This is a genomic window from Deltaproteobacteria bacterium PRO3 (assembly GCA_030263375.1).
In the GTDB taxonomy this organism is placed as follows: domain Bacteria; phylum UBA10199; class UBA10199; order DSSB01; family DSSB01; genus DSSB01.
The window spans coordinates 1-16289 of record SZOV01000074.1; the positions used below are offsets into that span (position 1 = coordinate 1).

The window sequence follows — 16289 nt, forward strand, 5'->3', positions numbered from 1 at the left end:
CGGCGTTTTCCGGCAGGCCCCGGATGTACTCGGGCGTAAGCACCTCATGGAGCTTGTCGCTGGGGACGTTGAGCAGTTGCAGACGCACGGTCCGCTGCAGCATTTCCCGCGTGATGCCCTCGTAGCCTTGGGGCCCGACGGCGACAATCTTCGGGTCCTGCGCGTAGTTGATCTGCATGCCGCGCAGGTTGGTGTTGGCCTCGTAGGTGCCGTGCTCGTTGATCTCGTTGGCGACCTGGGGCTGGCGCGCGTTGACGAAGAGCCGCGTCCGCCAAGAATGGCCTCCCGGGCGGATCTGGTGGCGGTAGAGCGCCAAAAGGCCCATCATGTCGCCCGAGCCGATCGAGAGGACGGCCTGGTGCGGCTGCAGCACCTCGGAACCCCGCGCAATCTCGCCTAAAGGCGGGGCGAAATGCGGACCCAAGAGGTCGACTAAGACCCGCTTGAATTCGGGATAAGAGACGAAAATATCGGGATCCACGGATTCCCACAGGGTGTTCAGGATGCGGCGCTGGTTGGAGCGAGGCAGGTACTCGACGACGTTGACCATTTCGTCCGCCGCGCGGATGGCCCCTTGCAAATTCTCCGGCAACAACTCCATCGGTTCGCTTAAGGACAGCCTGGAGAGCCCCTCGTGGATCTCCCGCATGCGGGCCTGGAGGGCCAGACCCAAGCCGCGCCCGAAATGCTGCTCGTTGATCTGCCCGATATTCTCCCGGCTGAAGCGTATCTGCTGAAGGATCTCGGCCTGCACCGGCTCCGGCAGGAGCCGAATCAGCTTCGGCGGGGCGATCTCGGGCTCGAAGCGGTCCACCAAGTTGTTCAGGCTGTCGACCGTGTTGCCCCGGCGCTCGGGTAAGGTCGCCTTGGGCTCCTGCGCGGCGCGCCGAGCCGTCCCCGCGGGGGCCGGGAGCTCCATAGTGAAACCGGCGCCGTCCCGCGGCCCCTCCGGATCCATCGACATCATCGCGATGTGGCTGCGCGCCTCCGCCATCCCGTCGGCGCCGCGCCGGCCGCGTCCCGTCCCCGCAGTCGCCGCGGCCGGGACAAGCCCGCCCGCCGCGCCGCCGTCGAAGAAGTCCCTCAGCCCGGCGCCCATGCGGGCGCGGCCTTCCGCCAAGGCCTGCTGCTCGAGCAGGCGCCCGCGCATCTCGAGATCTTGGGTGTAGGCCTGGAAGCGCGGCCCCAGGGCATGGTGCGAAAGCCGGCCGCCGACGTGGAATTGCAACAGCATCGCGAGCGAATCGACCATCGTCGTCGCGCCGTCGACGTGCGGGCGCAGGCCCGCGGCCTCCTCCAGGCGGTGTCCGAGCAGGATGCCGCCCAGCATCCCGCCTTGATGCAGGACGCCGTGGGCCAAGCGCTCGCCCGATCCCATCAGGGCCGGATTGGGCGTGGAGGCCAGGCGCCGCGACAGGCCGGAGGCCAAGGCGCCGCTCAGCTTGAGGGCGCCCAAGGTCAGGGCGAGGCCGGAGATTTCGCGAAGATTGCTGCGCAGGTCCCAGGCCTGGCTGCCGGGCGCGATCGCCTCGTGCAGGCCCTTCGTCGTCGCCCAGAAGGCGGGGACCTCGAGGGCGAAGGCGCCGGTAGAGGCCAGGGCGCGCGCCGCGACCGCCGAGCGCCCCGGCGTCGCCAGCAGGCGCGACAAAAAGGCGGTACGCGCGGTCGAAAAGACAAGGCTGCCCGTGGCCATACCCGCGATCATCACCGGGTCGGAGGCCTCCTGGGCCAGGCGGCGACTGAGGAACTCGACGCGGTTGCCGATGGCCCCGCGGCCTTGCATCGCGTCCAGCCGCTCCGTGGCGCGGCGACGCAGGGCCTCGGGCGCGCCGGGGAGCAAGAACTCTCCCCCCGCTTCACGCTGCGATAGAAATTGGTAGACCAGGCCGGCCGTCGGAAGGCGGTTCGCAACCTCTTCCCGCTGGGCCCACAGCAATAGAGCCTCGGCGAAGAGTGGGCCGTCATTCTCGCGGGAGATCGCGATCAGCTCCTCGAGGGAGGAGCCGGAAAGCTGCGAACGAAGCCGGTCGCGCTGGGCGGCGCTCAGGCGGGCCAGAGCCGAGGCGAGGTCGCGGGCCTCCCCCGTCTGCAAGGCCTGCCGCAGGGGGCCGGCCGCTTCAGAGGGAAAGGCGAGCTGGTCGAGGAGGTAGGCCAGGGCCGCGGGGCCTGCGGCAGGCTCGGACCGGGCCGTGGACGCGCGGGCAAGCCCCCAACCCGACCCAAAGGCGGGCAGGCCCCGATCCAACAAGTTGCGCGGGAGCTCCGTCATCTCATGCCCTGGTTTACCGTTGCCGAAATAAGCCCATGAAATTCATGGATAATATCCGGCATGTCCTCACCGTGACCCGTTCCGAAAAATGCAGGCTAACTCTTTATTATATCGGCGGTTTTTGCCAAGGGTTGTGGGGATTATTCCGGCCGCGACCGCAGGGGGCTGACCCCCGGCTGAAAGCCGAATTTCTGGTAGAGTAAGTAGAGGGGGTTGTTGTGCAAGGCCGGGGCGTCCTCCGGGAAGAACTCCCGGAGGGCGGGCTCCGCGAGCGCGGCGAAGCGGCTCCGCGCCTCCTCGGGCGGCAGCTCGTAGAGCGGGTCGCTCGCCCGGATCAAGGCCTCGCCCCTCTCCCCGGAAAGCATGAGGTAGACCTTCAGGATGGCCGGATTGATCTGCGGATTCCTTCCGATCAAGGCCTCCTCGACGGGGGTGGAACGCAGCGGAATGGGACGGACCTCGGTGACGGAAATATTTTCGCGCCGCGCGTACTCTTGGTAGTCGCGAATGAACTCCTCGACGGGCAGGCCTTGGAAGAAATCCACCGAGCTCAAGTTTTGGTAGCCCCAGCTGTCCGCGAGGGAGCGGCGGAAATCCGTCAACAGGCGGTGGGACAATATCCGAGCTTCCCCCGCATCGTAGCGATAGACCGCGAAGGTATCGACCAGCCGGTCCCCCGAGTATATCCCCATCAGCGTGGACTTTTCCGGGCGCGTCAGCATCGTGCGAATCCCTGACTGGATCGGACCCTCGGAAGGAGTGAGCAGCATCACCCAACCGTTGCCCTCGGAGAGGAGACGGTCGGTCACGCCGTTGGTCTCGTGGCGGGGGCTGCGCAGCAAGGCCCGGACTTCCTCCCGGCGGACCGCCTCGCCGGACGCGCGCTTCAAGACCCACCGGGCGAGGGGCTCCAGGGATTGATAGAAGGCGTCCGAGGGGGGCTCGTGGCGCAGCGACGCCTCGCTCTCGGTGCTGCGGCGGTCGATGCTCAGGCGGATGCTGCCCGGCCGCTGCGACTGGAAGGCGCGGACGATCTCCCGTCCGGTCAGCTCGAGCTCGAAGAGCTTGTGGATGTTTTCGGGGGTACGGGCGGACTCGGGGATGCGAATGTCGATCTCGACGGGATTCTCGGGCGGAAAGCGGCGCAGCAGCATCCCCAGCTGCGTGAGGCGCTTCAGGGCCTCGTCCAGGTTGAGGCGGACGAAGACCTGATGGGTGGGGCGCTCGCCTTCGGCGTCCCGGCGCACGATCTCGAAGGCGTTTTCGTAGGGCCCGATCGGGCGGGGGATCCGGAGCGCGGAGACGAATTGCCCGCGCAGCGCCGCCTCTTTCAACTGTCGGACAAACTCGACTTGACGCTGCAAGAGGGCCTCGCGCTCGCGCATCTCCCCGGACATCTCCTCCGTGTTTTCCGCCGCGCCGGTGCGAATCGCCCGGCGGGCGTGTTGGACGCGGGCGTGGTAGACGCTCAAGCGCCGCAGCTCGCGCCCGAGGAAAGCCAAAGTGCGCTCGTCGCTCCCCTCCAGGGCCTGCCGGAGCCGGACGGGATTGATACCGGTGTCCCGGAGGACGGCCTGCATGCCCCGGGCCTCGGCGGTCCGGGGCTGGCGGTCGACCGCCCAGCGCAGGTATTCGCGGATCTCCGGCGGGCGCTCCACGCGCTTGCCAAAGACCCGCTCGTGCAGCTCGTAGACGGCATCTGGCAAGCGGCGCTGCTCGATGTCGCGCCGCGGATTGTGATAGAGCCTCAAAATAGGGTCTAGGCTGTTCAGCCCCTCGACGGTGACGTTGGGGCCGACCTCGCTGTAGTCGCGGAAGGGCAGGCCGTGCTCGACCAGCATCTCGTGCAGGGCCCGGGCGATGCCGTAGCGCGGGTTGCGGGTCGTCGCGACCCGCCGATCGCGGGGCGCCTCGAAGACCTCGGTCTTCAGCAGGTTGTGGATGTCGTCGGCGCTGGCCTCGCGGATGCTCATGCGGCGGGCCCGACGGAACAGTTCGACCAGGTTGTCGAAGTAGATAGTCGCGCATTCGTCGAAATCCATCCAGACCTCGGGCTTGTAATCGGCCACGCGGGGTTTCACGCCCTCGTTGTTCAAAAGCACCGAGCGCATCATGTCCTTGATGTGCTCGCGCGCCTCGGCGTAGCGGCCTCGGCCCAAATCCTGCAGCTCGCGATAACGGGGGCTGTCGGACGCCAGGCCCTGCTGGGCCTCGACGACCTCGCGGGCGATCCGGCCCGCCCGCCATCCCGCCTCGAGGGTGAAGACATTCTTCAATACCTTGCCGACGTTGGACGAACGCTCCCAATGCGACAGCGTCGCGGTGACGTAGTCGTTGCTCATCGTGTCGCCGGCCAGCAGCCGGGCGACCAGCCGGGCCGCCTCGCGCGGCGCGCCGGGATTGGCCTCATCCTCTCTGGCAGAGAGGCTGATCGAGACCCGCTCGCCGGACCAGAGCTTGTCGGCGGGGACATAGCCGGAGAGGCTCACGATCTCGACGTCGCCCCGCCCGTGGCGGTCCAGGCGCTCGCGGACGAAATCGCTGGGGAACTGCGGGGCCTCGTCCTTGGGCTCGACCACCCCGCCGATCGCCGAGATCAGTATCGCGCGCTCCGGCAATTGCCTGACGAAGGACTCCGTGAGGATCTCGGGAAGGGCCTTGGCGGGGACGTTGAGCATCTGTACCCGCACCGTTCGATACAGAGTCCGCGCGACCGCGTCGCTGTTGGCCAGGTCCTGGGCGTTGAAGTAGACCGGCTCGATGGGGACGTCGCCCTCGAAGTTATGGCTCATCGCCGGCGACATGAAGGGATTCTTGCCGGTGGTCCTAAGGCTCTTCACGGCGCTGTAATTGGCCTCGGTGGCGAGGAGCCGCGCGTACCAAGGCAGTCCTCCGGGCACCACCCGACGGCTGATCACCCGCAGCCACGACGACATGGCGCCGGCGCCGTGGGACAGGACCGCGGAATCGGGACCGATCACTTCGTCGCCGCGCGCGATGTCGCCCGCCGGCATCGCCAGCCGCGGGCCCTTCAGCAGGCGAATCACCGTCAGCAATTCCTGGTAGACGGTCTGGCTTTCCGGCCGGAGTTGCTCCCGCGCGGCGTCCAACATCTCCAATTGGTTCGAGCGCAGGGCGTACTGCGTGATCTGCATCAGGTCCGCGGCCGAATCCAGGGCCTCGCGCAGCTCCTCCGGCAGGGTCTCGTAGCGGGGCACGCGGGAGAAATCCGTCTCCAGCAAGGGGCGCTCCGCCAAGGCCCGCAGGGACTCGTAGGTCGGGTGCCGGGCGATCTCGCCGAGTCTCGCCTCGAGGGCCTCGCCCACCGCATTGCCTAAGTCGGCGTCGCTGGTCCGGGCCCACTCGCCGGTGCGCGACTCGAGGCGGGAGGTGATCTCCAGATGGATGGGCAGTTCGCGAACGGCCTGGAGGATCTCGTCGGCGCCCAAGGGCGGGGCGAACAAGTCGTCTTGGGTCCGACCCGTGCGCTCGGGCAGGGCGGGCGGGACGTCGATGCGAATCCCGCGCTCGCGCGCGGGGTTCACGGGGTTCGAAACCTTCGAGCCCTCCCCTCCCATCATCGCCATCACCCCGGGCGGAAGCTCGCCGGGGCGAGGCCCGGAGGGGCCGCGACCGCCGCCCGCGCCGCTCATCGCCATCGCATAAACGGGCGCGCCAAAGCCGGTCGAAGGCCCCGATCCGCCGAGGCCGCCGCGGAGGCGTCCTGCCAACTCCGCGAGGGCCATACCCTCGAGCCGGCGGCTTCGCGTCTCCAACTCACGGCTGTAGGCCTGAAATCCGGGGCCCAAGGCGGTCTGCGAGAGCCGGCCGCCGACGTGAAACTGCAGAAGCATCCCGAGGGAATCGATCAAGGCGGTGGCGCCGTCCAGGTGCGGTCGCAAGCCCACCGCCTCCTCGAGTCGGTGCCCGGCCATGATACCGGCCAGCATCCCGCCCTGCTGGAGCAACCCGTGGCCCAGGCGTTCACCGGCACTCCATTCCAGCGGGTTCGGGCTCCGTGCCAGGCGGCGCGACAGGGCGCCGCTCGCCAGGCCGCTCAGCTTGAGGGCGCCCAGCGTCAGGCCCAGGCCCGCCAGCTCGCGGGCATTGGTCGCCATGTCCCAACGCTGACTGCCGGGCGCGATGGCCTCGTTCAGACCCTTGGTCGTCGCCCAGAAGGCCGGGACCTCGAGCAGGAAGGCCCCCGTGGAGGCCAGGGCCCGGGCGCCCAGGACGGAGCGGGTCGGCGCGGCCAACAGGCGCGAAAGGATGGCGGTGCGCGCGGTGGAAAAGACGAAGCTCCCCGTCGCCATGCCGGCGATCATCACCGGATTGGAGGCCTCGCGGGCCAGGCGGCGCAGCAGGAATTCCGCGCGCGGCCCCGCGGCCCCGCGCCCGAGAATCGCGTCGAGGCTTTGGGCGGCCCGGGTCCGCAGCCCCTCGCCGGCGCCGGCCAGCAAATAGTCCCCGCCCGCCTCGCGCTGGGCGAAGGTGCCGTAGACCAAGCCGGCGGCGTCAAGTCGGTCCTCGGCCTCCTGTCGCCGGGCCCATTGGTACAGCGACTCGGCGAAAAGCTCCGGATCGCTTTCTTGGGAAATGGAAAGAAGCTCTTGAAGGGCGGCCTCGGGCAGGTGCGTGGCCAGCCGCGCACGATCGGAGGCTCGCAGGCGGCTTAAGGCGCCGCGCAGGTCTTCGGCCGCGCCGCCGGAGAGGGCTTCACGGAAGGGATGCGCGCCCGCCGCGCCTTCCGGCGCCGCGAAACCGATTTGGTCCAGCAGAGACGCGAGGACGGCGACGTGCGCGGACGCGGTCCCGGAAGCGGCCCGCAGGCCCTCCCGCGACGTCTCACCCGAAACGGCTGCACCCCCGCCGAGGATCCGTTGAGAAAAATCGGTCATCATCTGCGGACGGCGAAAAATCCGCCCGCCTCCCTACGAAAAAACCAAATATTTAGGATCGATATGGAAATCTCTCGACAAAAAAAATTGAGAGTTGTGAGGGATTATTCAATCCGGAAAAAAAAGGGAAGATTTTTTCGAGTTCTGCACAGAAATTATTTGCGAAGCGGGGCCTTACTTCCGGCCCAGAAGATATTGCTGCGCCAAGTCAAAATAATGCTCAGCCGACAGGGCCAAGCCGGTGATCTCCTCCTCGCGCAGGGGTCGGATCACCTTGCAGGGCGAGCCGAGGGCCAGGACCCGCGGCGGGATGACGGTGCCGGGCGTGACCAGCGAGCCGGCGCCGATCAGGCTCTCCTCCCCCACCTCCGCCCCGTCCAAGACCACCGAGCCCATCCCGATCAGGGCGCGGCGCCGCACCGTGCAGCCGTGCAGGATCACCCGGTGCCCGACCGTCACCTCATCCTCGATCGTCGCGGCATGGACGCCGCCGGTGACGTGGATCGTGCAATTGTCCTGGATATTGGTCTTGCGGCCGATGCGGATGGGAAAGACGTCGCCGCGGACCACGGTGTTGAACCAGATCGAGGCCCCCTCGCCCAGCGTCACGTCGCCGATGACGTGGCTCCCCTCCGCGAGAAAGACGCCTTCGCCGAGCGTCGGCCATTTGTCTTGGTAAGGATGGATCATGCCTCAGCAGCACTTGTCATGGGCGTCCGGGTAGAGCTTGTGGCTCTGGTAAAGCAGGACGCCCAGGTAAACGAAGAGCAAAGCCCCCAGGACCGCGCCGACCAGGTCCGCCAGGCCGTCATAAAGCGAGGCGTCGCGACCGGGCACGAAATACTGGTGAAACTCGTCGATCACGCCCAACAGCCCGGCCAGGCCCGCGCCAGCGGCCACGCCCCAGGCCCGCGGCAGGTCCCAGGTGAGCATGATCCCGCGCGCGGTCAAAAAGCCCATCGCCGCGTACTCGAGGACGTGCAGCAGCTTGTCGACGCCGGCGCCGACCTGGACGGGGCGCGAGGAAACGAAAAAGATCAACCCGAAGTAGGCCAGCACCGGCCCCCAATTTTTGAAAAATTTCTTCATGGGACCTACATCTTGTACTTGCCGAAATCCTCGGGCGAGAGGTTCTCGAGGATCTCGGTCCATTTCTGTTGCTTGGCCTTGTCCTCGTCCAGGGTCTTGGACAGGTCGATGCGCCGGGATTTTTCCATGACCCGGCGGTCGACGAAGATCGGCGAGGAGGTGCGCAGGGCCAGGGCGATGGCGTCGCTGGGCCGCGAGTCCATGACGATCTCCTCGTCGTCTTTCTTGAGGAAGATCTTGGCGTAGAAGGTGTTGTCGGCCAGGTCGTTGACTTCGACCTTCGAGACCTTGACGTCCAGCTCGCCCAGGATGTTGCGCAGCAAGTCGTGAGTCATGGGCCGGGCCAGCTGGATCTTCTCGAGCTCGGTCGCGATCGCCGAGGCCTCGATGAGACCGATCCAGATGGGCAGCGCCATCTTCTCCTCGAAGTCCTTCAGGATGATGATCGGCATGTTGGTGAAGGGGTCGATGGTCAGCCCCGTCACCTTCATCCGGATCAGCGGCGCATTGTCCTCAGTCATGTTTGACTCCGATCAAGGAATTGGCCCCGGCGTGGGTCACCCTCACCTTCACGATTTGTCCGACGTCGGCCTCCGTCCCCGCGAAATGAACGACGTGGTTCTGCGAGCTGCGCCCCGCGTAGGTGTCGCCGCTGCGGGAAGGGCCTTCGACCAGGACCTCTAGGTCCTTGCCCTCGTAAGAACGATTCTTCTCCCAGCCGATGCGGTTTTGCAAGGCCTGAAGGCGCTGCAGGCGCTCCTGCTTTACCGCCTCCGGGACGTCGTCCTTGAAGTAGAGGCCCGCCGTCGTCTTGGGCCGCTCCGAATAGACGAAGGAGTAGATCGAATCGTAGCGCAGCTCCTCCAGCAAGTCCATGCTGGCTTGGAATTCCTCCTCGGTCTCGCCGCAGAAGCCGACGATGAGGTCGGTACCCAGGGCGATGTCGGGCCGGGCCTCGCGCAGGCGGCGCGCCTTGGCGACGTATTCCTCGCGGGTGTAGCCGCGGTACATGCGCTCGAGGACCGCGTTGGAGCCGGACTGCACGGGGAGGTGGAAGTGCGAGGCCAGCTTCTCGTTGACGCGGAATTCCTCGATCAGCTCGTCGGAGAGATCCTTGGGGTGCGAGGTGGTGAAGCGGATCCGCCGGATGCCGGTCTCTTCGGCGAGGCGGCGCAGCAGGCGCGGAAAGGACAGCGCGTTGGGGTCGCGGGCGTGGCGGCCCACGCCGTAGGAGTTGACGTTCTGCCCCAAGAGCGTGACCTCTTGAGTACCGCGCGCGGAGAGCTCGCGGACCTCGGCGACGATCTCGTCGGCGTCGCGGCAGACCTCGCGGCCGCGCACGAAGGGCACGATGCAGAAGGAGCAGAAATTGTCGCAGCCCTTCATGATGGTGACGAAGGCCTTGTGGGCGCCCTCCTCTTCGTCGGGGAGCAGGTTGAGAAACTGGTATTCCTCGCGCTTCTCCAGCTTGACCGCGGCGAGGTGCTGGCCGCCCTCTTGCCGCACCCGCTCGACCAGCTCGGGCAGGCGCCCGGTGTGGTCGGGGCCGAGGACGAGATCGAGGTAGGGAAAGCGCTTTTGCAGATGCACGCCCTCGGCCTGGGCCTGGCAGCCCGTCACGCCCAAGACGAGCTTGGGATTTTTCAGCTTGAGGGAGCGGAAGCGGCCGACGTCGCTGTAGACCTTCTGGCTGGCCTTCTCGCGGATGCTGCAGGTGTTGATGAGGATCACCGAGGCCTCTTCCGGATCCTCGGTCGGCGCATAGCCCTGCCGCGCGAGCAGGCGCCCCATCTGGGAGCCGTCCAGCTCGTTCATCTGGCAGCCGTAGGTTTTCAGATAATACTTCTCGGTCATAAGCTTCGGAATTTATATTTAAATTCCGAGCTCTACCCGGCTTAGCCGTGGCCTGTCAATCGCGGAGCGGACGCGCCGAAGGAGACCCCGCCCAGGCGCATGGCGAGGGCGTGGCGCGGGTTTAGGCCGGCGTTCGTCCCGCCGCCCCCGACGCCCATGCCCAACATATGCGCGCGGGCCGAGGCCAGCTCGGTCTCGGCGCGGGCGCGGATCGCCGGGTCGACGATCTCGCCCGCCGCGTCGGCCAGGCCGATGCGCCGGGCGACCGCCAGATAGGGCTCCGCGGCCGCGGCGTCGCCGCTGCTGCGGGCCTGCAGGATTCTTAGCGCCAGGCTCACCCGCCGCTGGGCGAGAATATCCGCCTCGGCGGGCGCATGTTCGGGGAAGAGGTGCCGCAAAAGCGCGCCCTCTTGCCCCGGCCGCAGGGCGCCGCGCTCGTCGAAGAGGCCGCGCATCGCGGCGTTCTCGGGCAGGTCGAACTGGCTCAAGGAGGCCAGGTCGTTGCGCAGGGCGTGGAGCGAGATGCGGTCCAAGGCCTGCTCGACCTCGGCGCGGCTCAGGCGGTAGCCGCGGAATTGGCGTTGGATGTAGGCGACTTGGTCCTCGGGATGGTCGCCGGTGAAGCGGCGGGCCACCGTCGGGTCCTGGAGCTGGTCGAGGATGTCGCGCACCGGGATCTCCCGGCCGTCGGGGAGGCGGATGTCCTCCAGGCGGTTCTCGCCGCGCAGGAAGCCCCAATCGACCCGCGTGTAGAAATCCGGATCGAGGCTCGCGCCGCCCGAGCCGAAGAAGGCGTGGCGGCGCAGCGTCTCGTCGGCGCGGCGCGTGGTGTCGACCGAGAAGGCGCGCAATTCCTCGCGGGCGGCGTTCTGGTAGCGGTTCGGCCTAAAACCGATGCCGTCCAACTCGACGGAGTCCCACCAAGCGGACACCTGGGGCGCGATCATCTCGAAGGCCCCGTCGACGACGCCGCGCAGCAGCCCCTCGTCGCGGTCGTGCAGCTCGTTGGCGCGCTGATAGACCATGTTCATCGTGGCCGCGCCGGAAGAGCCGTGCTGCCAGCGGTTGACGCCGGAGAAGGCCATGTCGGCGATGAAGCCGGCGGCGAAGGCGCGGCCGGCCCAGCGCATCGGGCGGGTCTCGAAGATCAAGGCCGCTTGGTTCCCCCGGGCGATCCGGTAGATGTCGGGCAGGAAGAAAGAGCCGAAGCGGATCGCGTGGCGCGCCGTCGAACCCTCGGCGAATTGGCTGCCGATCGTCCGGTCGACGATGGCCGAGGCCATCAGGCCCGGGCCCATGCCCCAAGCCGCGCGGAAGGGCATGGTGACCAGGCCCCGCGCGCCGTTGAAGGTCATGCGGGTGAGGCCGCCGCGCAGGCCGTAATTGCGGGTCAGCGAGTCGAACAGCGCCCGTCCCAGGCTGCCGCGCGCCTCGTAGGTGAATTGGACCGCGGCCTCGCCGCCCGCCGCCACGGCGCGGGTCTCGACGAAGCCGAAGGCCTGGCCCAGCGAGCGGTTGAGAAAGACCTCGTTGATCGCGCCGGCGCCCACCCCGGTGAGGTGGCTCAAGCCCACGACGAACATGAAGCGCTCGTGCGGGTGGTTGCGGGCGTCGAGGCCGACGATGTCGGCCAACTGCTCGGCCCCCAGCAGGCTGATCAGGCCGACGGCGAGGCCGGGACCGCCTTCGCGAAGCCTGTTGTGGAAGGTGTCGCGGAAGGCCTCGCCGCGCTCGCTCATGAAGCGCTCGCCCTGCGGGCTCTGCACCCACTCGCGCAGCCGCTCGACGGTCATGCGCTCGCTGACGATGCGACCCAGCTCGGCGCGGCTCTCGGCGCCGGAGGCCGCGGCGACCAGGTGCGGAATGCGGGAAGGCAGGATGCCCAGGCGCCGCGCGAATTGCGCCAGGTCGCTCTGCAGGAAGGCCGGGGAATCGACGCGAAGGATCTCGCCGGAGACCGAGCCCACGGTCCGCAGGCCGCTGTTGGTCTCGCCGGCGCGGACTTCGGCCTGCCCGCTTTCCGGAACCGGGGTTGCGTTCGCGGAGGCCGAAGGCGCGCGCGACGCGCGCTCGCGCTCCACGGCGGAGCGGGCGTTGGTGTGCGGCAGAAAGCGGCCCACGAGTCCGCGGCTGCGATAAGGCGGCGGGCTCTCGCCGACCCTGCGGACGAACTCGCGGTCGGCGGTGGTCTGCGCGTGGTCCAAGTACCCGGCCAGCCGCGAGCTGCCCGCGGGCACGGCCCGGCGGGCGTCGTGGATGGCCTCGACCAATTGCGGGTAAACCGAACGAAATTCCTCGGGCGCCAGGTTGGCGGTGCTACGGCGCAGGATGTCGACGGCGTGGAAGCCGGTGAGGACGCGGCGCAAGGCGGTGTCTTGATTTCCGGTCGTGCTCGCCTCGAGGTAGCGCTGGAGGTTCTCGACGAAGGGGCTGTCCGCGCCGCGCCGGGCTCTACCGGCGCTCAGCAGGGAATCGCGAAGCCGCCCCGAATCCCATTCGATCAGCAGAGAACGGCTGCGCTCGGGATCGGCGTTCAGCTGCGAAAAGATAAAGCGTTCGATCAAATCGACCTGCCGCAGCGACGCGTCGACCGGGCGGGTCGCCTCGACGCGCTCGTGGAAGGCGGTTTCGAGGCCTGCGGCGTGCTCGCCGCGGCGATTATAAGCCTCCCAGGCCTGGCGGAAATACTGGAACTGTCCGCCCGGGAAGACGGTCTCGAGGTAGCGCGGGTTGATGCTGCCGTCCTCCAACATGGGAGGCACCTCGGGGTTGAAACCCTTGGAGCGCAGGACCTCGTCGGAAAATCCCTTCTCCAGCAGCGCTTCCCGGATCCTTTCGTAAAGGCTGTTCACGCGCTGCGGGGTCCCTTCCAACGAGGGCAGGCGGTCGCGGTCGGCGCGGATCGCCTCGGCGAAGGGCGCTAGCTTGTCCCAATGCGGGTAGACGCGCTCGGGACGGTCGGTTCCTTCCAAGACGCCCTTGGCGATGGCCAAATCCAAGACGCCGTCGACGTCGAGGACGCCGCCTGGATCGCTGTGGTTGGGCGCCAGGGAAGACTTCCAATTCAGGCGCGATTCCAGCAGGCGTTCGGCCAATTCCTGGGCCATGGCCGCGGGCGGAACCCGGCGGCGGAGAAAGATCCGATCCACTTGCTGGCGGATAGAGCGCCGGGCGAAGTCCCATAAAAAGACGTTGCTGTCGGTGGGAGGCATGAGCATCGGAAGATAGGCCAGGTACGGCAAATACCGGACGCCGCGGATCGGGATGGCCCGGCTTAGAGAAGCCAGGAAGTCGAAATACCTGGCGCCCATGCGGCCGTGGAGCGTCTCGATGATGATGCTCATTTTCCCGCGCCCGCCGTCGGCCATGGACTTGCGGGAATCGAAGATGGCCTGCAGGAGGTCCCAAGGAACGCGGCTGGGGTCGCCGGGATAGCTGTAGGCGTTGCCCTCCTTGACCGGATCGCTGAGCCCTTCGTTCTGGCCGTCGACGTGGTAGTTCTTGGCCCCGTCGTGCTGGAGGCGGGACCGCGAGTTGGTGGCGACGATCCAATCCACCAGGCGCCGTTCGGGGTGGTTGGCGATGCGCTCCATGTCGATGAGCGGGTTGTCGCCGAAGCCGGTGACGACCGGCTCGTTGCGGAAGGGGGAAGCCTTGAGCCCGGCGCGCAGCCCTTCGGTCATCGTGTTGGCCTGCGGCTCGAAGTGGAACCTCTTGCCGCGCGCGGCAATGTCGTCGGCGTAAAATTGGAGAAAACGGTCGAAAACCACCCTCGTATCCGGCGTCCCGACGACGACGATGTGCTCAATGCTGGGCGACATGAGGCCGTTCATCAGCTGGAAGGCCAAGGATGGAACGCCGCGCACGGGAATGGTGAACTTGGAGGGCTCGATACCGCGAAATAGCGGATTGGGTATGGCGCCCTTCGAGATTTCGCTCTCGGCGTAGCGGACGATCTCCCGGAAGACCTCGGGACGCTCCTCGCCGCCGGCATCGTATCCGGCCAAAATGACCATCTGGCGCAGGGGGCTCGAGCTGTGGTTGACCCGCTCGGCCTCATTTCCCAATAGGGAGGCCCCGGTGCTGTATAACCGCGGCTCGACCTCGCCGCCGACGCCGAAGACCCGGGCGAATTTCCGCAAACCGTAATTGAACCAATCGACCCGATGGTAGCCGGGCCGGCTGGTGCCGTTGCTGCCGATGTTGCGGAAGGTCTGCCGCGCCATGCGGAGGTTCATGCCGAGGAAGGTGGGGATCCTCGCGGCCAGGCGCAGCAACGGGTTGCGTGCGCCCTCCGACCACTCGAATTGCAGCTGCATGACGTTGTCGGGAGTGATCTGCTCGGGAAGCAGGTCCACGCCGGGAAGATGGGGATGGAAGGCCTTCAGGTCCCGGTGGGTCTCGAGGTAGCGCCTCAGTCCGGGGGCCAGGATCTCCGGCATGTATTCCGCGTAGCGCGCGGCCTGTTTGGGACCCTTGTTCCATTCGAAGAGGGTACGGTAGGTCTCGTAAGCCCGAAACGACAGTTTGAACCAGCGCCGCGCCAGATCCTCCGCGTGGAAGGTGGAGCGGAAGGCCATCGTGTCGATGGCGTGCTCGAGGAAGCGGGCCTTGTTCTCGGCGGACCAACTTTCGAAGCGCTCGCGCACCGTGGGGTCCGGATCCAGAAAGATATAGCTCTGCGAATCGGGCAAGGGCGCGGCGCGCAGGCTGAAATAGGGTTCGGCGGCCCGGGGCGTCGCCGCCCGGGAAGCGCCCTCCCCCGCTCCGGAGCCGGGCTCGCCCCGCAGGCCGAGGTGCCAGGCGTCGAGCACCCCCAGCTTCAGGGGAATGGGGCCCGCGCGGGTCCCGGGCGCGATGTTGAAATACACCATGCCGTGGCGTGCACGCTCGATGTTCTCTTGGAGAACCTGATCGCTCCACCCCATCAAGGGCTGGAGATTGCGCAAAATGCTCTCGGAGTCGCCGACGACGTTGATGTCGGGCTTCTGGTCGGGGTTCCATTGGGACACGGGAAGTTCGGGGTGCAGGTGGCCGGGGAAGGATCCTAATAATTGGACGATTTGAGCGCCGGGCCCCAGCTGCCCGCGGACGACGTCCTCGATCAAGATCTCGCGAATGTCCCCCAAGGTCACGACGGGACGCGGGCTGCGCATCGGGTTGCGAAATTCGGGACGCAATTGCAGGAGAGGGCGGGGGCGAAACAAGCTTGGAAGACGCGGACCGGATTCGGGCGGAAGACTTCTGCCTTCCGGCGCCGCTTCCGGCGGAGGCGGCGTCGAATCGGTGATCGTGTTCGGAGAAAGTTCGCCCGAGCCTGGGACGGAACGAATAGGGGGAGTCATGCGGAACCTTTACCTCGAAAAAAAAACGCCCTGTTCCAATCGGTACCCACCGAATTTTTCAAAAACGCAGGCCGAGAAACCGCGATGCCTGAGCGGCGACGGTCAGCCCCGAAAAACGGAAGATTTCGGGATGACGACCTGCGAGCCGAAAGTCTACGAATGGTTACTTAAGCGGTTTATCGCGAATCGAATTCAATAGTTGTTAAAATTTTTGCGGCGCAGGCCTACCGCGGTTTTGCGGGCCCTGTAAAGGGGTGAATCCTGCCGGAGCGCGTCATAAAACAGACTCCAATGTCATTTTTTTAGGCCAAATCGGTACAACAGATCGCATCCCGCGTTGAAAACTCGCCGCGAAGTCCCAACCCCGGCTGCTCTCCATTTTTCAACCGTGGACCTTCCCCCAAAACAGAAAGTTGTAAGTGCCGCGCTGCATTAAAGAAATTCGACTTCCTCACTGCAACTTTCGCTGGATTTCCCCGATAAATTTCTTGTAATGGGTTCAGGCATTCCTGGCATTCGAGGAGAGGTTTTTTGACATGACACCCCCGGGTAACGGAGGCCGACGCCATCTGTCGTTGGTCTCCAACGGAGATTCGCCCGTCGCACCCGAGCCCGGCGCTCCCGAAGCGCCGCCGCCCAGTGCGCCGGAAGATCGCGCTTCGCTGCCGCCGCGCTCCGCCGACGTGGGCGGCCTGCGCGCCCTGATCGCCGGCGACGCGCCCGCGCTCAATCACTACCAACGCCTGACGAGTTTTCTTGCCGAGCTGGGAAATCCCACCGCCTCGGGCGGCTTTGACCTGCGCATCCCCACGCGAAACAACCTTTACCATATCG

Annotated in this window: 8 protein-coding genes; 1 reads left to right on the top strand and 7 read right to left on the bottom strand. The window is 66.8% G+C overall.

Features of this window, described 5'->3' with window-relative positions; genetic code table 11:
• The 7 genes from FBR05_11345 to FBR05_11375 all read right to left on the bottom strand — a co-directional run.
• The coding region (locus FBR05_11345; GenBank protein ID MDL1872779.1) for a hypothetical protein at window positions 1-2269 on the bottom strand (2269 nt) is incomplete at its 3' end.
• A 140-nt stretch (window positions 2270-2409) separates the two neighbouring features.
• The gene (locus tag FBR05_11350) at window positions 2410-7170 is read right to left on the bottom strand and encodes a hypothetical protein (GenBank protein ID MDL1872780.1); all 4761 of its coding nucleotides are present in this window, start codon (window positions 7168-7170) and stop codon (window positions 2410-2412) included.
• Window positions 7171-7341: 171 nt separating this feature from the next.
• On the bottom strand, window positions 7342-7857 hold the full coding sequence (locus tag FBR05_11355; GenBank protein ID MDL1872781.1) for a gamma carbonic anhydrase family protein: 516 nt from the start codon (window positions 7855-7857) through the stop codon (window positions 7342-7344).
• A gap of 3 nt (window positions 7858-7860) precedes the next feature.
• A complete protein-coding gene (locus FBR05_11360; protein MDL1872782.1) occupies window positions 7861-8256 on the bottom strand; it encodes a VanZ family protein in 396 nt (131 codons plus the stop codon).
• Window positions 8257-8261: 5 nt separating this feature from the next.
• On the bottom strand, window positions 8262-8756 hold the full coding sequence (locus tag FBR05_11365) for a bifunctional nuclease family protein (protein ID MDL1872783.1): 495 nt from the start codon (window positions 8754-8756) through the stop codon (window positions 8262-8264).
• 13 nt (window positions 8757-8769) lie between these two features.
• Window positions 8770-10110 (bottom strand): tRNA (N6-isopentenyl adenosine(37)-C2)-methylthiotransferase MiaB, encoded by a 1341-nt coding sequence (miaB, locus tag FBR05_11370; protein MDL1872784.1) that lies wholly within the window; start codon window positions 10108-10110, stop codon window positions 8770-8772.
• A 41-nt stretch (window positions 10111-10151) separates the two neighbouring features.
• Window positions 10152-11465, bottom strand: coding sequence for a hypothetical protein (locus FBR05_11375; protein MDL1872785.1), 1314 nt, complete (start codon window positions 11463-11465; stop codon window positions 10152-10154).
• A 4526-nt stretch (window positions 11466-15991) separates the two neighbouring features.
• On the opposite strand from FBR05_11375, the gene FBR05_11380 reads away from it, so the two are divergent.
• On the top strand, window positions 15992-16289 hold a 298-nt coding region (locus FBR05_11380; GenBank protein MDL1872786.1), incomplete at its 3' end, for a hypothetical protein.